A 20689-nucleotide genomic window follows, 5' to 3' on the forward strand; every position below is an offset into this window, starting at 1 on the left:
TCCAAATGAGACATTACGAGCTGGTGTTAATTGTACACCCAGACCAAAGCGACCAAGTGGTCGGCATGGTTGAACGCTATATCAAGTTGGTTCAAGACAATGGCGGTGTTATCCATCGTCTAGAAGATTGGGGCCGTCGTCAACTGGCTTACCCAATCAACAAGATTCACAAAGCTCATTACGTTCTTTTCAATATTGAGACTGACGGTGAGACTTTAGCTGAGCTTGAAGAATTATTCCGTTATAACGACGCGATCATTCGTAGCCTAGTTATGCGCCGTGACGACGCTATCACTGAAGAGTCGCAGTTAGCTAAGAATGCCGATGAAAAACGCGCACGCAAAGCAACTACTCGTCGTCCAGACAGTCGTGAAAACGATAATGACGACAACGACAACAGTGAAGACTAATTAAAGGAGAATACTCATGGCACGTTTCTATCGCCGTCGCAAATTCTGCCGTTTCACTGCTGAAGGCATCACTCACATCGATTATAAAGATGTTGAATTGCTAAAACAGTATATCAGTGATAATGGCAAGATTGTACCAAGCCGCATTACCGGTACATCTACTAAATATCAGCGTCAACTAGCGACTGCTATCAAGCAAGCTCGTTATTTATCGCTACTTCCATACACTGATAACCATCAGGGTTAACCGTTAACTTTAACTAGGAATGACTCATGCAAATTATTTTGTTACAGCGTATCGTCAACCTTGGTAAACTCGGTGAAACTGTCGATGTGAAACCAGGTTACGGTCGTAACTTTCTTATCCCTCAGGGCAAAGCACTACCTGCTACTAAAGCTAACATTGAAAAGTTCGAAGCACGTCGTGCTGAGCTTGAAGCTGAAGAAGCAAAAGAAATCAATGCCGCCAAAGAACGTGCTGACGCATTAACTGATGTTAATGTCATCATGCGCGCTAAATCAGGTGACGAAGGCAAACTATTCGGCTCTATCGGTACTCGTGATATCGCTGAAGCGTTAACTAACTCAGGCTTAGAAGTTGATCGCTCTGAAGTTAAACTTCCAGAAGGCGCTTTACGTCAAGTTGGCGAATATAACGTTGATATCCAATTGCATCATGACGTTACTGCTAGCATCTTAGTTACTATTCTTTCTGAAGATGGTGATAACGAAGATTCAGCCGAAGAAGATGAAGCACAAGACGAGAACGAAAACTATTCTGAAGAGTAATCCTTAGAACGTTTGAATCAAGTCTAAAGAAAGCCAGTAACTTAAAGTTGCTGGTTTTTTTTATGAATAATTATAGAGACTTAGAGACTTAGAGACTATTTCAGCATTACGCATTATATTAGAATACACTATAGAGTGAAGCTTATAAGATGCTTAACGAACAGATAGGTTAATTAGGTATAATATTTTTGCAATAAACTCAGACGTTATCTTATTTGTGTTATCAATGATAAGTATTTGTACGTAAAACTATTTGATATAGAAGTAATAGCCCATTACTATAAATAGTATAAATCTGTTTTTATATTCTTATGATAATGCCAAATAGTGAGATAAGCATCGCTTTAGCGTTATACGATTATTATGAATTAGAGTGTTCACATGACATTTTACTCAAAGCCAAATTATTCTGACCATCTGCATGAGTGGCTTAAGCGTGGTAGAAACTGGCACATTGAATATGGTGACTACTTATCAAATCATATCACTCATAATTGGATTGCATTAAACGCTGCTGGTGCTAGTCAAGAAAAAATGCAGTGGTGGCAAGATACTTATACTCATAATGCCACTAACGAGACTTCTAAAAATACTGTAAGAGAGCCAGAAATGTTAGAAGCGCCTCACAGTAACCCGATAGATTACACAGAAATAACTGATGCTAACTGGATGAATAATTTGCAGTCTATTCGGATTGCCTTTCCTTTATATCGTGATTTTTTTGATAAAAAAATAGCAGAACTAGGGTTAAGCGCTTGCCTTAAACGCTACTACCCTACGCTATCAAAAGGAATGGCAGGCGCTGCGTTTCATCCTGTGATCCATACAGGCTGGGCCGTTGATGTTGACTCTGATGACATGGCAGCGGAAGGGTTGGCATATATGGCAACCGCATTCCAACCATTAGCTACCGGCTCAATCCATACCGAACATCAGCTTTGGTCTCCTAATGCGCCACGTCCTATAGAATTGCTTGAGAAAGTCCTAAACGACGACAGAATACCGCAACTAACTGAAAAAGCCGATTGGTTAAGTAAAACCGAAGATTATAAAAAGCTAAATAGAGGTAGTTTTCAACAGCGATTGATCACTTTTGATAACCCCGAAGAGCCGATGTCGCTGTTTCTCAATGAGGTGGTGACGCTTAAACTGCCTGATATCGGACAAGATCTAACTTCATCGATCGAAGAGCTGACTGTTATTGCTGCAACTGCCTTACACAGCAGTGACAATGAATTTTTTATACTTCATGGACTAACGAGCCTATACGCTGTTTTATGTGTATTGCCACATCTTGATGAAAGCGCTCAGCGCAATACTTTGGGTTATTGGTTTAGAGCACTGGTGGCTACTATCATAGTTCAGGGAAGTCCTGGAATGACTGATACAGCTACCCTACTTAAAAAGTGGCTTGCTGATAAAGAAGACAGTAAAACTGACGGTTATCAGTTAAATGATGAGCTAAAAGCATGGTGGCTACAAACCCTACAATCTACTACAGACAGTTTTGATGAGCATGTGCCAAAAGCAGTTTATGTTTTGAGGCGCTGGGCTGAATGGCAGTCATTTTCAAAAGTATCACACGAGGCCTATGTTAAAGCGGCTCGCAATATAACAAAACCTAATATGGATGGCGAGCTGCAAGATAATCTATGGTTTAGTAATGCCTTCATGAAAGCTTTAGAAAGTAAAAATAAGCAGTGATTTAGCACTTACGATGTTCTTATACGTTTATCATAGGTGTGTTATCAAGTGTAACGACTTAGCATTAACCTATTGCCAAAACTAGCCTTATATACTATAATACGTCGTTCTATTGGGGATGTTCTGGCTTCGACGCTGGTGATGAAACTCAATGATGCATGTCGAGAGTATATGTCCTCTCGTAAATCAAACATATATTGTTATAGTCGCAAACGACGAAACTTACGCTCTAGCAGCTTAAACCCTGCTTACTTGGTTGCTGATCACCTACAGTTGGTTAACTAAGTTGAAGCGTCCGCATGTAGGCTCGCCACAAGGGATTGTCTCAATCGCTTGGGTTCAAAAGTAGAGAATCGTCCAATCCATCCTGACTGTCGGATCGGTGCGGATTAAAGCCAAAGACAGAAACTAAACATGTAGATTCATGAGCGTAATGCTGGCGGACGCGGGTTCAACTCCCGCCATCTCCACCAAATATTAAAAAACCGATCACTTAAAGTGGTCGGTTTTTTTTATCTTTAAAATTCTTATTTAAAACTCCTAGCCTTGCTATGCCTTCTACCTATCTAATCGGCAACCTTTTGTATTTAAGTTCAAGATTTTATACTTAGGCTATTATGTAATCCCTTCGTTATAGTTTTACTATTAGCTTGCTTATTACGTAGCAGGATTGTCGAGAGCCCATTTATATAGCTTCCTAAGTCCGTAACTTGCTGGGTCTACCAGCTCTAACATATCTGCACAGGCCTCAGAACAAAACAATCGACGTTCAGGATTATAAAACCCCGGAATTACAGTTCTAATTAAAGCAAGGTAATCATACTTAAAGTTTTGACGCCTATTAAACCAACGTACAGCATAGTCAATATCACACATAACTGGTATCAACACCCAGTGACTAGGCTCCATATGAATAGTCTTACGACGCAAACCACCATCACGATGGCTTGAGCTAATACAATCATAGCGCTGCTCACCTAAGTTCTTAATTACAAGCTCGCAATGACTGTAGGGCGAACGATCAATCATACTAATAATACGGTCTAGTGCCTTACCCTGCTTAGCAATATAGAAAGCCAAATAAGTAATTTTCATAGCAAATCTCCAGAAGTTTCTTCATCAGTCAAATTTTAGACTTTGCTGAACTTCAAAATTGCTCTGGCATTTTAACTAACGAATTTGTAGATTAATGACCTTATAAATTTATCTCTGTTACACTATATTTTTATCATCTCACATAACTATTGTCTTAGCAAAATCCTCTTAAGTAACTAACAAGCGTTCAGGTTTCGCTATTTCTATTAGATATAAAAAACCAGCCACTTAAAGTGACTTGTTTTTTTGTCTTATATGTCTATAGTTACTATCATTTTAACAACGTTTTTCGAATATATATTTTCACACAATAACCTAGAACATGCCCTAAGAAACTTCAAAAAAGATCATCTGGCTCTTCATTTAATAAGCTAGTAGTAGAATTTAATATAGCCCATCGATATAGCTTTTTGAGGCCATAACTTCCAGGGTCTACCAGCTCTAGCATATCCGCACAAGCTTCGGAACAAAATAAGCGATATACAGGGTTATAAAATCCTGGTATCTCAGGTCTAAATAAAGCAAGGTAATCGTATTTGAAGTTGCGGCGCTTATTAAACCAGCGTAGGACATAGCCCATGTCACACATGACTGGTATCAATACCCAGTGACTGCCTGACATGTCAATATTTTTGCGTCGCAATCCGCCATCACGATAGCTTGAACTAATACAATCATAGCATTTATTGCCATGATCGCTGATTATCAGTTCACAATGACTATACGGTGAGCCATCAATTACACTGATGATTTGGTCTAGCAGCTTACCGTGATCGGCAATATAAAAAGCCAAATACGTGCGTTGCATGGTCACTCTCCAAAGGACCTTATAACTCTATATTATAGAAATTTATTCATACCACTATATTGGTCATTATAAGTAGATAACCCTCTTTTTACTGTGATTAGTTGTAGTAACATAAAACAAAAGCCAACCATATAATATGGTTGGCTTTTATTGCATATTCTCAAAATAACAGAATCTCAAGAACTTTAACTCAAAATTTTGTTTAACCACTTACCGATATTTTGAATCTGCGGCATACACACCTGATGTGCCATCGGATAAGTATTATACTCAACACCATAGCCCTTCGCTGCTAGTAATTGATGTGCCTGCTCACCCAGAATAACAGGCACAACAGGATCATGAGTACCGTGTTCAATTAATATTGGCATGTCTTTGTTAGCAGCACTATAGTCGATGTTATCATTGGTCGCAAGATAAGTAGATAGCGTCATCAATCCTGCCAAGCGCTTTGGATAACCCAGGGCGACATGATAAGCCACTGCCCCGCCCTGCGAAAAGCCTGCAATGACAATATGTTCAGGTAACACGCCACGCTCAATCTCACGACTAATCAAATCATGTATTTGCTGCGTAGACTCTTCAATCTGAGCGATGTCGACTTTGCGTTCAAGACTCATCTCCAAGATGTCATACCATGCTGGCATCACCATACCACCATTGACAGTCACTGGACGCTTAGGCGCATGCGGAAATATAAAACGTACTGCCATATCATCAGCCAAACCTAACTGCGGTACGACTGGCTCAAAATCATGACCGCTAGCACCCAAACCATGTAACCAAATAACAGCTCTATCTATCTTCTTTTGTGATGGATTATGCTCAACAATGACCGCATCTAAATAATTATTCATATTTCCTGTATTCCTTTTATAGAAAACCACATATTTAAAAACTCATATTTCCAATAGTAGAGGCATTTGCCATACCTCTAGTTTCTTCTTTATTATCATAATGCCCGTTATTTTACAGCCTTTAAGCAAAACTGCTAATCAAAAACTCATAGATTAACCAATCCAATTTCCATCAATTTTTCACATCGTTTGATAGGAGATGGCAAAATATGACCATGCTTTTATGCTACGATAATTTAATAATTTTGGCATAGCACTCTAGCTACTTTATGACGCCCTATTATTATTTTTCAATGTTCGTATATCTATGAGCGTTATTCACGCCAATTCATCATAAATTATTTTTTCTTATACAACGATATAAAGCCTATGACCCATATTTTATTGGTAGAAGATGACCCCGCTATTGCTATGTCTCTCAAAGTTACTTGCAAACGTGAAGGCTGGAAAATAACTTGGCTAGATAATGCCAGTAGCGTGCTGCCGATGCTACATAGTAATGAGGTGCAAGACTTATCAGCTATTATTTTGGATGTAGGACTACCAGATGGTGATGGTTTAAGTTTATGCCAACAAATACGCCATACGCCTGATATTGGCACGTTAAAAGATGTGCCTGTGGTATTTTTGACCGCGCGTAGTAATGAGGTCGATCGTATCTTGGGTTTAGAGATGGGCGCTGATGACTATTGTGCAAAGCCTTTTAGTCCGCGAGAATTGGTCGCACGCTTAAAAGCTATTTGGCGACGTGAACAGTTACTGTATGAGCAAAGCACTGCTCATAAAACAGCAATAGATAATGCGACTGACGACACTTCACCTAGCCTCTCATCTAGCGTATCCTCTTCTCATAATATGTCAGGGCAAGCGTTGACTTTTGAGTGCCAGTCTGGTATCTGGTATTACCAACCGCTCAATTACTCTTTAAAGTGGCAAGATCAAAAACTTGAGCTTAGCAATACGGAACGCAAAATTTTATTAACCTTATTACAAGCGCCCAATCAAGTCTTCAGCCGTGAACAGCTGTTAAATGCAGTGAGCGATTATCCAGATCATCGCCTAGCGCGAACGATAGACAGCCATATCAAGTCAATTCGCAAGCAGCTAGCGGCTGTCGATTCTAGCATTGATGTCATCCATACGCATCGCGGACTGGGTTATGCATTATGTCCTGCCTAGTTATATCTCACTTAGTACTGGCATTTTACAACTTTAAATAGTACTTCTAAAAATATGAACCATAAAGCAAACGCTAGCACTAATCAAAGCAACTGGTATGCAAAATTGCATCCTATTGGCACTGCGCAGCAAACGACTGAACCTAAACGATTACTGAACTTGAGTATTTTTTTCAGGATTTGGCTAGCCGTTGCTTTAGTACTTATCTTTTGCGGTGTGGTAGTGTTTACTCAGCTGTTTGGTTATGTCAAACCCACAGCGCAGCAAGTCATCGAAGACACTTTATTAGATACCAGTAAATTGCTCGCAGCAAGCTTGCAAGTGCCATTAACTTCAGGGCAGCTATACCAAGATGCCTATCAGGCCAAACTTGATGCTGCATTTATCGGCGTACCAGCCATTGATAAACCTATAAAACCAGCGGATAAAAACAAAAGTGGTAGTAGCGTTCGGATATATGTGACAGATAGCAAAGGTACAGTCATATACGATTCACTACCCGCCCCTGAAAACTCTGAGGGACAGGACTATAGTCGCTGGAATGATGTGTATTTGACCTTAAAGGGTCGGTATGGCACGAGAAGCACCCCAGATATTAATAGCACACGTGGTAGCTCTATCATGTATGTGGCCCAGCCTATTAAGGATGCGTCTGGCGCACTTATCGGAGTCGCTAGCGTTGGTAAGCCAGTCGATAGCGTGTTGCCTTATCTAGACAATACTCGCAATCGTATGCTTCTTACTGCTTTGCTCATTAGTATTGTTGCACTGATCTTGGCAGGACTGGTCGCCTGGTGGCTGAAGCAAAGCATAACTCTAGTTATCCAATATACAAGTGCGCTGGCTGAGGATACCAAAAAGCCTTATTTTTACTTAGGTCATGAGCTTAATAGCCTGACAGACACTATTGAGACCATGAAATATCGCTTAGAAAACAGAGCCTATGTCACTGACTATGTCCATACCCTCACTCATGAACTTAAGAGTCCTTTAACGGCAATTCGTGCCAGCAGCGAGCTACTAGAGGATGATGGACTTGATGAAGAAGATCGGCAGATGCTAATCCAATCTGTCGGTGAACAAAGCATCAAAATGCAGCAGTTAATTGATCGACTGCTATTACTTGCCAAGATTGAGCAACCAAGCTTTAAGCTGAATCGGCAGCTGACACCTTTATTACCACTACTACAGACTCTAATAAAAGACAATGCCGCTAAGTTGCAACAGCAGCATCTAATACCTATTGAAATCTATATTGATGACAAACGCTTTACGGAAACAACCTCTTTATCCTCAGATATGTTGGCAAATACCAGCGTTTTTGCCGATCAGTTTTGGTTGGTGCAAGTGCTACAAAACGTAATGGATAACGCCATTCACTTTGCTGAGAGCACTGTCAGTATTGATATTCATAACACCATGCAAACTGTAATCATCGATATCTTCAATGATGGCAAGTTATTACCTGGTTATGCGGTTGATAAAGCTTTTGACCGTTATTTTAGCCTATCTCATCAAAGTCAGGTTTTTGACAATCCATCAGAGTATTCATCAGTGCATTCATTGAATAAGAACCCAACACTAAGCGTTGAGAAAGAACAGTCTAGTATGTCTAGTAGCACCCTCAAGAAAGGCACTGGTCTTGGTTTAACTTTGGTCAAACAGGTGATTGAACATCACGGAGGCCATGTGGGCATTCGTAACATTAATGCTAACGATAATAGACATATTATTATAAGTAATCGTTCTGGCGTGATGGTTAGTATTACCTTACCCTTGGCTAAAAATTAAAAAGGTTGCGCAAAATAAATACTTGCTCTTTTCAATAAGTTTTTTTCAATTATTAAAAGCCAAATCATTGATGACAGTTCATAAACTTTCCATCATTCCTACATATGCTTTCTATCTCTTTGTTTTACGATAGCGTTATTCAAATTCGTAAATAAAACTTAAGAGAGAAATCCTATGCAAAATATTGTTATTAAAAGCTTGTTAGGTCAGAACCGCCATCATTGCGCACAGACTTTGTTAAATCAAGGCATCGACAGCATTGAATTTGGCCATTGGTTAGCCATCCCAAGTCAGCAATTATTATTGGTTTTCCGTCATCAGCAATGTGTGGCCATTGATGATTATCAATTGGCAGCTTAAGACTGCTATTAATTTGCCAACTAGAACGCAACCATCGATTGGGTAATTACCCTTTTAAACATTCATAAAAAAACCCTATATCGTTTCTAATAATATTTCATTAGAAACGATATAGGGCTGATAGCTTTATAATATACTTTGAGGCGACTCTAAGTAATCGATTCTACCGGTTGCTTAACATCAGCGTTTTGACCACGATGACGCAGATAATGATCGAGCAATACAATCGCTAGCATGGCTTCTGCAATGGGCGTTGCACGTACCCCAACGCAAGGGTCATGACGACCTTTAGTTAGCATATCAATTGCTTCGCCATCTGTATTTATGCTCTTACCAGGGGTAGTAATACTAGAAGTTGGCTTAAGCGCGATACTGACACTGATATCTTGTCCTGATGAGATACCACCCAATATACCGCCAGCATGATTGGCAGTGAAGCCGGCTGGCGTCAGCTCATCACGAGAACTATGCCCAAACTGCCCTGCAACAGCCATACCGTCACCAATTTCTACGCCTTTGACCGCATTGATGCTCATCATCGCATGGGCAATATCAGCGTCTAAGCGATCGAATACTGGCTCACCGAGTCCTACTGGTACGCCACTGGCGATAACTTCCAGCTTCGCCCCGCAGCTAGTACCTTCTCGGCGTAGATTATCTATCAGCGTCTCGAAGCGACCAACCGCCTCTTTATCAGCAGTGAAGAACGGATTACTGTTCACAAAATCCCAGTCAATTTGGCTGGGGTCTGTGACGTTACTATATTCATTACCAATTTGGGTCACATGACCACGGATTTGTACACCCAAACGATCTTGCAGATACTTCTTAGCTATAGCACCAGCTGCTACCCGCATCGCCGTCTCGCGTGCAGATGAGCGCCCGCCGCCGCGATAGTCGCGAAAACCATACTTCATACTATAGGTATAGTCGGCATGACCTGGGCGAAAAGTATCTTTAATCTCGCTATAATCTTTTGATTTTTGATTGGTGTTACGAATTAGCAGACCAATAGATGTACCAGTAGTTTTACCTTCGAACACACCTGAGATAATCTCAACTTCATCAGACTCACGGCGCTGGGTTGAGTACTTAGAGGTACCCGGTTTGCGGCGGTCTAAATCCACCTGTAAATCTTCTGCGGATAATGCTAAGCCCGGTGGCACACCATCGACGATAGCCAACAAACCTGCACCATGCGACTCACCGCAAGTGGTGACCGTAAAAACCTGCCCAATACTATTGCCTGCCATATCTATCCTTAAACCAGTAAAATCTATGTACACATACTTAAGAGCGAATCATGAGTTTTGACTCATTACTGACTGTTATCCAGCAGCTGTACATAATGCGCAAATAACTCGCGATGCTCCATGAGTTCATCAAAAGTAATCGCAAAGATACCATGACCACCGAGCGCAAATTTCAGCCAATCAAACTGAATATCTGGATAAGCTTGGCTAAGTGCCCACTCACTATCACCTACTTCACAGACAAGCAAACCTTCTGGACTTAGATAATCTGGCGCTTCAAATAAAATACGATGTACCAAGTCTAAACCATCTTGACCTGCGGCTAGCGCGTGCTCAGGCTCATATAAAAATTCAGGTGGCAAATCTGCCATGATGGCAGCATCAACATACGGTGGGTTGGTAACGATGAGCTCATACTGGTTTTCAGCTGGAATTTTCGCAAATAAGTCAGACTCAATCACATTGACTTGATGACCAAGGTCGTGATGATCGACGTTGACCATCGCCACTTCTAATGCTCCTTTATCGATATCAACAGCATCGACTAGCGCATCAACGAAACGTGTCGCCATTGCGATAGCAATACAACCTGAACCAGTACATAAATCTAAAATACGCTCAGGCTGTGACAATTGCTTCATGTCAAGTCCATGATCATAAAATGCTGCAGGTTGCTCATTGATAGTCGCACCAAGCGGCTTGGCAAGCTCATTGACATCGAAGTATGGATGGAACTGCTGACGAATCAATTCTGCTACAGGTGAGCGCGGGATGAGAACACGCTCGTCCACATAAAAAGGCAAATCACAAAAGTAAGCTAGGTTAATCAGATAGCTCAATGGCTTACGCTCAGCGATACGCTCTTCTAGTAAACTTAGCACCACTTGCTTTTCTGAAGAGGTCAGACGACAATCAAGTATTTGTTCGTTAGCCGCCCAGTCCAAAGATAAAGAATGTAAAACAATAGCGGATGCTTCAGCGAACTCGTCAGTGGTACCTTGTGCTACAACTACATCGTAATTGCGCAACTGCGTTACTGCAAAGCGAATAAAGTCACGTATACTAAATAGCTGCTCACGTGCTTCTTCAAGCTCGCCATGTAGATTAGCGAACTGTTCTGTCTCATTTCTTTCCAAATCATCTTGTAGATCATGCTCGAAATCTTGAGACTCCTGGCCGTTAAAATACTGATTTTGAAATTCTTCTGCACTCATGGTCTGGTGTTCTGACATATCTCACCTTGTTGATTACATGCTCGTTAGTTACATGCTAGTTAATTAAATAAAACGCTGTTCATGCATTATAGACGCAAACGTTATGTAGCGCCAATAACTATAAAGGTTACCCTAATAAAACGTAACAGTAAGGTCTTTCACAGCTATATATCCAATCCTAAACCCCTAATAACTGTTTAATAATCAAACAATATTTATTAAATTTATGGGATAACAATATTACCGAAAACTTACCACAACAACGATTTGCGCAATATGCCAGCCAAACTATTAGCCAAATATCACTACATTGTATCCCATACGTCAACTGCTGACGCTTAGCACTATATCGACACAAAAAGATGTGTCAAAAGTTTGCTTAGAACCTAAATTATGCGCATAATAGCCACATTGTAACAACCTACTGTGAACAAATATGATGAAAATAAAACCACTTATTACTTCTATGTCTATCGTTGTACTTAGCGCTAGTATGAGTGTCAGTGCCCTTGCTGCACCTGATAATAATGCACGTACCTTACCAGTACGCACGGCTGACAAGTTACCTGGCATTGCTGTCTTAGCTAGTCTTGATGTTCAAGAGAATCGTAGCAGCTCAATCGATACTAATAGCTCAGTCTCTACGCCTAAAACGAAGCCTAAGACTACTGATAGTATGGGTGAGTTAATTGATACCAAGCAAGACAAAAAGACAGCATCTGCACCAAAAGCCGTCGCTGCTGACAATATGAGTGCTGCTGAGCTGACACGTAAAGATGAGCAATCTGACCGTACTGATGATATCAGTGAAGGCCAAGCTGTTGCCGCCCCTAGTGACGCTTCATCTATTGATTCAACAGACCCATTATCTTTTGAGCTACCTAAGTACGAACAGAGTTTGGATTTCAGCAATGATCCTACAATCAAGAGCATCGAAGATAAAGATGGAAAAAGATATACCACGCTCAATTTGTCAAATTATGCCAAGCAAGTAAACGACGCTACATGGTCGCCAAACATGAATGTCAACTCAGCGATGACTATCAAGATGCAAGCTTTGCTTGATTGGAATCATGCCTCTCCTGGCCCTATCGATGGTGGCTGGGGCATGAACAGTAAAAAAGCTTTGATCAACTTTCAAACGATGAAAGGCTTGCCAGCGACTGGTAATATGGATCAAAAAACATGGGATGCGCTAACTAAGAAAATCCCTGCTAGTAAGCCTGTACTAGTGACTTATACTTTGACTGATGATGATATTAAAACCAACTTTGCAACCACGCCTTCAGGTTCAGAAGCAAAGTCAAAAATGAAAGGCTTATATTATCAAGATATTAAAGAGATGCTTGCCGAACGCTTTCATATGGATGTACGCTACCTTGATAAGTTAAACAAAAACAAAAACTATCAAGCTGGTGAAACAATCACTGTTCTCAACACTCGTGGCCCGCTCAATGAGCGCATTAATCGTGTCGTTGCTGATAAAGCAAGCAAAACCCTATATGCTTATAATGGTGATAAGCTGGTTGCCACCTATCCAACTACGATTGGTAGTGATGCTACTCCTTCACCACAAGGTACCTTCAAGATCATCAATAGAGTTAAGATGCCATGGTATAAAGCGACTGTCGGTGAAGGTAGCGATAAAAAGATACATATGCTACCACCAGGACCAAACAACCCTGTTGGCGTCGTCTGGATGGGTTTATCCAAACCTTCTTATGGCATCCACGGTTCACCTAAACCTGAAGGTATTAGTCGCCAAGCATCAGCTGGTTGCGTGCGTCTAACTAATTGGGATGTATTAGAAGTCTATGCCAACATTGAAAATGGTGCGACAGTAATACTTAAATAACAACTAAACCAGTATCGCTTAATTAATGTATCTGAAAATAAAAAAGACCTTTATCATAAAGGTCTTTTTTTATTGGTTTAAATAGCGATTGATGTACGCAATAACTATTTATACTTTATACCCTTCTTATGCTTTATATCCTTCCTCATCACCAGTAATACTGCCAATTTTTTTAGTGAAAAACAATCCAACTGGTACTGAGATTAGGATGCCGATCACTACAGCAATTTGTATATGGGGAATTTCATTAAATCCCGACACTAATGCTGCGACCATGAGTACGCCGATTACAACCGTTGCTGTCATTGAGTAAATCATAGAAAATAATGTCCAATTCATATCCTAATCCTCATAGTTTGTGTGGGTATAATACCTTTATACGCTAAATCCACAATAATAGTAAGCTTTTCCTTTGGACTCATAGTCCATAGACATCAGCTGACTTAAGCTTAAAACCATGTTAATATTAGGGAGTTATCTATCGACTTATAAAACTTAATACAGTTCTTATTAAACGCTCCTTACCTACTCGATCCCAGTGTTTGTTATTGCTCATTTTCTTTTCACCTCTACATCTAACCTGCAATTTCTATGGTTACGGTTGATCATAAATCCAGTCAAATTATATTTCTCATAATGATGTTATTTGCTTATAAAAAATTTATACGTTTCTTATGTTTTATCATTACAATAGGAACTCTTTTTTCTTTGACTTATAAAGCCATATTGTTATGACCTCACCTGCCAATGATTCCTCTCCTTCTTTGCCTCCCGAAAAAGACTTGTCCGACTTTGAAAAAGAAGCTAAAGCTGCTGCGCAAAAACAGCAGGATACATTGAACGATGACGTTGATCATTCAGATGAACATGACCTAGATGATGCACATAAAGCAGAAGAAGGTGCGCAGCACCCTGAACCTAAAATAACTATGACCTCGCCAAGTCCAGATGTGGTCATTGCAACTGTAGAAAATTCCATACCTGAATCGGCGGAAGCGGAAGCTAGCGACAGTAAGTCTTATGAAAATTACAACAGTGATAATATAGAAGACAACCAGCACACCATTGATGAATCAAACAATAATTCTCAAGCGCAAACACTTTCTACAACCCCAGTAGACTCAAATGATGACTCATCCAAACCTGCATCAGAGCCAGTGCTGAATAATATTGATAACGATGTTGACTCGGACGAAGAAGATCAGACTGAATCGGAAGACGAGCCAACAGATGAAGACGAAGTTCATGAGGTCAAAAAAGAAAAAGAAGCCAAGCTTGAGTCTTACAAGCAGTTTATAGCGGAACAATTTAGCAATCAAAAAGTAGATTATCCAAAAGTACGGCTCACCATCGAAGCCAATGCGCTACCCAGCAAAATGTATTTTGTAATGAATACCCTCTCCGCTATCATTGCTAGTTATGGACTGATAACCAATTCAGCAGCAGTCGTTATTGGAGCGATGTTGGTCGCTATGATGCTGGGGCCTATTACCGGAGCTGCATTAGCGATTATTGACTATCGTATACCATTACTACGCAGGTCGCTGGTTACCGTTGCTGCTGGGGTATCTTTAGTCATATTGGTAGGTTTCATAGTCGGATATATACATCAAGGTCAACCGCTATCCTCTGAGATATTGTCGCGTACGCAGCCTACTTCAATGGACTTAATGATTGCGCTAGCTGGCGGTACCGCTGGTGCTTATGCAATGGTTTCACCGCACCTGTCCGTAGCGGTGGTTGGCGTTGCTGTTGCAACCGCGTTAGTGCCGCCACTTGCTGCAAGTGGCATCTTATTTGCCAATGGTGAGATGACATTAGGTCTCGGTGCCGCTTTACTTGCTTTGACCAACATTATTGCCATTCAATTTACCAATGCGATGGTACTTTGGTTTTTAGGCTTTCGCCGTTTAGTCGCTGATGACTATAAATCAAGCACTTACCTAACTTTCTTTCGCCGTAATGCCGTTGCGTTAGTATTATTGGTCGGGTTAGGTGTTTATTTGACGATTAACTTAAACATCAGTGCCAAACAACAAACTTTTGAAAACAACGTAAAGGGCGCTATTAATACCTATTTTATGGATAAAGGTAACGTACTGACCAATACCCAATTCGAAAAAGTTGGTGGCTATCAGACTGTTCGTGCCGTTATTCGTGGTGAAAAAAGCCCAACCTCATATGATGTGCAGAAGATTGAAACGGTTATCACCCAAGATATGGCGGATAATTTTCCTGATTATCTACCCATTAAGCTACAACTTCGTTATCTCCCTGTACAAGTGATTGAATCCGACCCTTTGATTCAAAATCAGCTTGATCAGACTGATGCAGCAATTTTAACGAATTAGTATTAGGGCTAAACCTTCCAATACTTATAAGGGCAACATACAGGTGTGACCGTCGTTTACCAAGAGCCTACTTGTGAATCTTCAACACACCTCAGGCGTTTGTGCTAAAATCGCTTGCAAAATTATTTCCTTTATTTTGTCCTTTTTTACTTTATCTCTATTCGTCAGTAAGGAGCCGCTGTGAGCCAACCATTTCGCTCAGCCGATATTCGTCAAGCTTTTATAGATTTTTTTATAAGCAAGCAGCATACCGCTGTACCTTCATCGAGCCTTATTCCGCATAATGATCCGACATTGTTATTTACCAATGCGGGCATGAACCAGTTTAAAGAGACGTTTTTGGGCATGGAACCACGTGACTATACACGCGCGGTAACTTCACAAAAGTGTGTACGTGCAGGCGGTAAGCATAACGATTTGGATAACGTCGGCTACACCGCGCGCCATCATACATTTTTTGAGATGCTGGGCAATTTCTCCTTTGGTGACTATTTTAAACAAGCAGGTATCGCTTATATCTGGGAGTTTTTGACATCTGATGAATGGTTGGCTATCGATAAAGATCGCCTATATGTGACCATTTACGAAACTGATGACGAAGCCTTTAACATCTGGAATAAAGACATTGGCATCCCTGCCGAGCGTATCATTCGCATTGGTGATAATAAAGGCGCACCTTACGCGTCCGATAACTTTTGGACGATGGGTGATACTGGCCCTTGTGGCCCTTGTACCGAAGTCTTTTATGACCATGGTGCGGATATTGAAGGCGGTTTGCCTGGCACTCCTGAAGAAGATGGCGACCGCTATATCGAGATTTGGAACTGCGTGTTTATGCAGTTTAATCGCCAAAAAGATGGCACTATGCTGCCACTGCCTGCACCTAGTGTCGATACTGGCATGGGGCTTGAGCGCATTAGCGCCATCATGCAAGGCGTCCACGGTAACTATGAGATTGATTTATTCGTTCATTTGATGGATGCCGCTGCTGAGATTTTAGATATCGAAAATGAGCAGCAGTCGTCACTTAAAGTCATCGCGGATCATATCCGTGCGGTCGCATTTTTAATTACTGACGGTGTTATGCCAAGTAATGAAGGGCGCGGCTATGTGCTACGCCGTGTCATTCGCCGAGCCGTGCGCCATGGTAATAAGCTTGGCGCCGATAGCGATTTCTTCTATAAGATGGTCGCGCCACTCGTAGCTGAAATGGGCACTGCTTATCCTGAGCTAAAAGATAAGCAAAGCGTTATTGAAAACGCGATTCAAAAAGAAGAAGCGCAGTTTGCCAAGACACTGGCACAAGGTTTACGTTTACTTGCCAGCGAGCTTGAGAACCTGAAGGACGGCGACATCCTCTCTGGTGAGGCCGCATTTAAGCTCTATGATACTTATGGCTTCCCACTAGACTTGACCGCTGACATCACTCGAGAACGCGGCATTGCTATTGATGAAGCTGAGTTCGATGAGCATATGCAAGCACAGCGTGAACGCGCACGTGATGCTGGTAAATTCGACGTTGATTATAGTAGTGTCATCCAAGTAGAGAGCCCTACTGAATTTATTGGTTATGAGCAACTACAAGAAGATGACGTCAATGTTATTGCCTTATATCAAGACGGCCAATCTACTGACAACTTAGATGAAGGTATGGAAGGCGTTGTTGTGCTTGACCGCACACCGTTTTATGCTGAAGGTGGTGGTCAGGTTGGTGAGCTGGGCGAAATTCGTACCGCGTCTGGTGTCTTTGAAGTACAAGATACCAAAAAGTCTGGGCAAGCCATCATTCATTATGGTGTCGTGAGCATGGGTACCATTAGTGCGCAGCAAACAGCGGACGCGCAGGTGCTTTCTAGCATTCGTGCAGCTAGTGCTAAAAACCATTCTGCTACCCATTTGCTCCATGCAGCATTGCGCCAAGTGTTGGGAAACGATGTCACGCAAAAAGGCTCATTGGTATCAAGCGAAGTATTACGTTTCGACTTCTCTTATGACAAGCCAGTTAGCAGCGCTGAGATTACGCGCGTAGAACGCTTAGTCAATGAGCAAATACAAGCTAATGCGCCTGCCTGTATCGAAAACATGCCTATTGATGAAGCTATGAATAAAGGTGCAGTAGCGCTATTCGGTGAGAAATACGGCAGTGACGTTCGTGTTCTAACGATGGGCACGGATAGTATCGTTGAAGGTCAGCGTCAGCCCTTCTCTATCGAGCTATGCGGTGGTCTTCATGTGCAGCGTACCGGCGATATTGGCGTGTTTAAAATTACCAGTGAGTCTGGCATTGCCGCAGGTATTCGCCGTATTGAAGCAGTCACAGGTATGGGGGCGATTAAATATATCCAGCAAAGCGATCAGCAGCTGAGCACCTTAGCTACTAAGCTCAAAGTCAAACGTCCTGAAGTAGCACAGCGCGTGCAAACCATGGCAGACAAACAGCGTGATTTAGAAAAACAACTTGAGCGTCTACAACAAAAGATGGCTAGCGCCCAAGCAGCAAGTTTACTCGATGACGTGCAGACTATTGCAGGTACACCAGTACTGATTAGCATGTTAGCGGGTATTGATGGTAAGTCAATTCGTCCTTTAATGGATGATATTAAGTCCAAGCTACCAGATAGCGTTATCGTGTTGATTGGCGATAAAGATGGGCAATTGGCGTTATCAGCAAGTGTCGCTAAGTCTGTCACTGCTCGCATCAAAGCAGGTGATATCATTCGTCATCTCGCTGGTGAATTGGGTGGTAAAGGTGGCGGTAAGCCTGACTACGCGCAAGGTGGTGCACCTAAGGCTGATAATACTGCATCGGTAATTGACGATCTACCAGCTTGGGTTGAGACTCAACTTAGCTAATCCAGTCAGAACTGGGCAATTTATGCGATTGGTTATAACCGTTATAACCAATCGCCATATATCTAATAGCTGCTGTGACTTAATTTTAGCGCGCTAATATGGTATAAAGTATGGCGGTTAACCAACAAGTCAGTCTGCCATTAAAAATAATAGACAGCGGCGCAGTTTTTATAATCCGGCCTAATCATTATTGGCACTAGTCTAGAGCAATATGGATAAATAGACTCAGAACAGATTAATGCTAATAATTCACAGACAGTCATTGACGAATAATAGGTAAATTTTATGGCGTTAATAGTACAGAAATACGGCGGTACGTCGATGGGCAGTATCGACCGTATCAAAAACGTCGCCAAACGTGTCAAACGCTGGCACGATAATGGTCATCAAGTGGTCGTTGTGGTATCTGCCATGAGCGGTGAAACCAACCGTCTTATCGACTTAGCGCGTCAAATCAGTAACCAGCCTGATCCACGTGAATACGACCAAATGGTCTCTACTGGTGAGCAAGTGTCAATCTCACTACTAGCGATGGCCATTAAAGAGCTTGGCGTTGGTGCCCGCTCATTTACTGGCCGCCAAGTAGCGATTAAGACTGATGGCGCGCACAATAAAGCCCGTATCGAAAGCATCGATGATGAAAATATTCGCGAACAGCTAGATGCTGGTAACGTTGTTATCGTTGCAGGCTTTCAAGGTATAGACGAGCATGGCAACGCTACGACCTTAGGGCGTGGCGGCTCTGATACTACGGGCGTCGCCATTGCAGCTGCCTTGGGCGCTGATGAGTGTCAAATCTATACTGATGTCGACGGTGTTTATACCACTGACCCTCGCGTCACCTCAAAAGCCAAAAAGCTTGAAAAAATAACCTTTGAAGAAATGCTTGAGATGGCAAGTCTTGGCTCCAAAATCTTACAGATTCGTTCAGTAGAGTTCGCTGGTAAGTATGGTGTGCCCTTGCGTGTACTATCTAGCTTTGATGAAAATAACGACGGTAGTTTTGACCAAGATTTTCAAGACAATGTCGGCACCCTAATTACGATAGACGAAGGAGATAATATGGAACAGGCAGTTATTTCAGGTATCGCGTTCAACCGAGACGAAGCAAAAATTGTAGTACGCGGTGTACCTGATCATCCTGGTATCGCTTCTGCTATTCTAAGCCCGATTGGTCGCGCTAATATTGAAATCGATATGATTGTACAAAATCTTTCGGATCAAGGCACGACAGATTTCACCTTTACCGTCAATCGCGCTGACTTAGACAAAACTATGAAAGTGCTCAATGATGAGGTTAAAAACGAAATTGGTGCAAAAGAGATATTGGGCAATAGCGAAGTCGTCAAAGTCTCATTAGTTGGTGTTGGCATGCGTTCACACGCAGGTGTTGCTAGCCTCATGTTTCAGACTTTAGCTGAAAACAATATCAACATTCAAATGATATCGACCAGCGAAATCAAAGTGTCGGTTCTGATTCAAGATCAGCATTTAGAAAAAGCCGTTAAGTCATTACATACTGCATTTGGTCTTGACCGTGAAGATGGTGAAAGCAAAGTCGCTGGGCTGTAATTGTTATTAAAGACTTTCAAAAGTATAAGTTTGGCTTTAATTATTATTAATTAAGTGGCTATTGATTACTTTCAATAATATTTGAATGAAGAAATAGGGTCTTTTTAGATCCTATTTTTATTTTTTATTATTGCTAGGGTTAGTATTTACCTAATAGTTTTGTGAAAACCCGTGACAGTATCTATTATGCCACCTATAATGGGGGCTCATTTGGGCTAAATGAACCTACCCATCATCATCGCTTGTCGTGTAACACTTTGCGTACAGCATGAGTCACATATATAACTTTACAATTATTGTGAATAAGATTTATGTGCGACGGCGTAGCGATGATCTGCAATTGAGATGTAATGTAATGAGAAATAATTTCTTAATGCGACATAAGGAGTGTGACGCATGCTAATTTTGACACGCCGCGTGGGCGAGACGTTAATGATCGGTGATGAGGTCAGTGTGACTGTCCTAGGTGTTAAAGGCAATCAGGTGCGTATAGGCGTTAATGCACCTAAAGATATTGCTGTACACCGTGAAGAGATTTATCAACGTATCCAGCAGGAGCGTACTGTACAGTCGCAAATGCAGCATCTTGAGCAAGGCA

General features: G+C 41.5%; 17 protein-coding genes, 1 other RNA gene and 1 pseudogene. 13 read left to right on the top strand and 6 right to left on the bottom strand.

Translation table 11 applies throughout. The annotated features are described in order from the left end of the window. Positions 1-5: 5 nt before the first annotated feature. The 5 genes from rpsF (at position 6) to ssrA (ending at position 3376) form a co-directional block, all read left to right on the top strand. Entirely contained in the window at positions 6-410 is a 405-nt protein-coding gene (gene rpsF / locus AK823_RS08195) for a 30S ribosomal protein S6 (RefSeq protein WP_068036200.1), read from the top strand. Positions 411-426: 16 nt separating this feature from the next. After that, the gene (rpsR, locus tag AK823_RS08200) at positions 427-657 is read left to right on the top strand and encodes a 30S ribosomal protein S18 (RefSeq protein WP_010198808.1); all 231 of its coding nucleotides are present in this window, start codon (positions 427-429) and stop codon (positions 655-657) included. Positions 658-683: 26 nt separating this feature from the next. Then, positions 684-1199: a 50S ribosomal protein L9 gene (gene rplI, locus AK823_RS08205; RefSeq protein WP_068328123.1), complete on the top strand. Its 516-nt coding sequence runs from the start codon at positions 684-686 to the stop codon at positions 1197-1199. Between the two features lie 381 nt (positions 1200-1580). Further along, complete coding sequence (locus tag AK823_RS08210; protein ID WP_068328125.1) at positions 1581-2903, top strand: questin oxidase family protein; 1323 nt, start codon at positions 1581-1583, stop codon at positions 2901-2903. Positions 2904-3017: 114 nt separating this feature from the next. Continuing rightward, positions 3018-3376, top strand: a transfer-messenger RNA (tmRNA) gene (ssrA, locus tag AK823_RS08215). 184 nt (positions 3377-3560) lie between these two features. Here ssrA and AK823_RS08220 read toward each other — a convergent pair. From AK823_RS08220 to AK823_RS08230, 3 genes are all read right to left on the bottom strand, one after another. Then, positions 3561-3998, bottom strand: coding sequence for a hypothetical protein (locus AK823_RS08220; RefSeq protein WP_068328128.1), 438 nt, complete (start codon positions 3996-3998; stop codon positions 3561-3563). A gap of 337 nt (positions 3999-4335) precedes the next feature. Next, positions 4336-4806, bottom strand: a complete 471-nt coding sequence (locus AK823_RS08225; RefSeq protein ID WP_068328131.1) for a hypothetical protein — start codon at positions 4804-4806, stop codon at positions 4336-4338. Between the two features lie 185 nt (positions 4807-4991). Then, the gene (locus tag AK823_RS08230; RefSeq protein WP_068328134.1) at positions 4992-5663 is read right to left on the bottom strand and encodes a dienelactone hydrolase family protein; all 672 of its coding nucleotides are present in this window, start codon (positions 5661-5663) and stop codon (positions 4992-4994) included. A 369-nt stretch (positions 5664-6032) separates the two neighbouring features. Here AK823_RS08230 and AK823_RS08235 point away from each other — a divergent pair, with 369 nt between their 5' ends. The 3 genes from AK823_RS08235 to AK823_RS08245 all read left to right on the top strand — a co-directional run bounded on the left by AK823_RS08235 (position 6033) and on the right by AK823_RS08245 (position 8993). Then, positions 6033-6842 (top strand): response regulator, encoded by an 810-nt coding sequence (locus AK823_RS08235; protein WP_068328136.1) that lies wholly within the window; start codon positions 6033-6035, stop codon positions 6840-6842. A 54-nt stretch (positions 6843-6896) separates the two neighbouring features. Beyond that, the gene (gene creC, locus AK823_RS08240) at positions 6897-8633 is read left to right on the top strand and encodes a two-component system sensor histidine kinase CreC (protein ID WP_068328142.1); all 1737 of its coding nucleotides are present in this window, start codon (positions 6897-6899) and stop codon (positions 8631-8633) included. 174 nt (positions 8634-8807) lie between these two features. Further along, positions 8808-8993, top strand: coding sequence for a hypothetical protein (locus AK823_RS08245; protein WP_068328145.1), 186 nt, complete (start codon positions 8808-8810; stop codon positions 8991-8993). 149 nt (positions 8994-9142) lie between these two features. On the opposite strand, the gene aroC is transcribed toward AK823_RS08245, so the two are convergent. Together aroC and prmB are read right to left on the bottom strand one after the other, a co-directional pair. Beyond that, entirely contained in the window at positions 9143-10246 is a 1104-nt protein-coding gene (aroC, locus tag AK823_RS08250) for a chorismate synthase (protein ID WP_068328147.1), read from the bottom strand. 65 nt (positions 10247-10311) lie between these two features. Beyond that, positions 10312-11478, bottom strand: coding sequence for a 50S ribosomal protein L3 N(5)-glutamine methyltransferase (gene prmB, locus AK823_RS08255; protein ID WP_068036221.1), 1167 nt, complete (start codon positions 11476-11478; stop codon positions 10312-10314). 418 nt (positions 11479-11896) lie between these two features. Between prmB and AK823_RS08260 the strand changes: the two genes are divergently transcribed. Further along, entirely contained in the window at positions 11897-13315 is a 1419-nt protein-coding gene (locus AK823_RS08260; protein WP_203226467.1) for a L,D-transpeptidase family protein, read from the top strand. Positions 13316-13441: 126 nt separating this feature from the next. Here AK823_RS08260 and AK823_RS08265 read toward each other — a convergent pair whose 3' ends face one another. After that, a complete protein-coding gene (locus AK823_RS08265; protein ID WP_068036223.1) occupies positions 13442-13654 on the bottom strand; it encodes a hypothetical protein in 213 nt (70 codons plus the stop codon). A gap of 392 nt (positions 13655-14046) precedes the next feature. On the opposite strand from AK823_RS08265, the gene AK823_RS08270 reads away from it, so the two are divergent. From AK823_RS08270 to csrA, 4 genes and pseudogenes are all read left to right on the top strand, one after another. After that, positions 14047-15666: a DUF389 domain-containing protein gene (locus tag AK823_RS08270; RefSeq protein ID WP_082785680.1), complete on the top strand. Its 1620-nt coding sequence runs from the start codon at positions 14047-14049 to the stop codon at positions 15664-15666. Positions 15667-15846: 180 nt separating this feature from the next. Further along, on the top strand, positions 15847-18519 hold the full coding sequence (alaS, locus tag AK823_RS08275) for an alanine--tRNA ligase (RefSeq protein WP_068328148.1): 2673 nt from the start codon (positions 15847-15849) through the stop codon (positions 18517-18519). 285 nt (positions 18520-18804) lie between these two features. Next, positions 18805-20091, top strand: coding sequence for an aspartate kinase (locus AK823_RS08280; RefSeq protein ID WP_068036227.1), 1287 nt, complete (start codon positions 18805-18807; stop codon positions 20089-20091). A 396-nt stretch (positions 20092-20487) separates the two neighbouring features. Then, a pseudogene (gene csrA, locus AK823_RS08285) lies at positions 20488-20655 on the top strand (carbon storage regulator CsrA); the annotation flags it as partial. Positions 20656-20689 lie beyond the last annotated feature (34 nt).

This window comes from Psychrobacter sp. P2G3, from assembly GCF_001593285.1.
In the GTDB taxonomy this organism is placed as follows: domain Bacteria; phylum Pseudomonadota; class Gammaproteobacteria; order Pseudomonadales; family Moraxellaceae; genus Psychrobacter.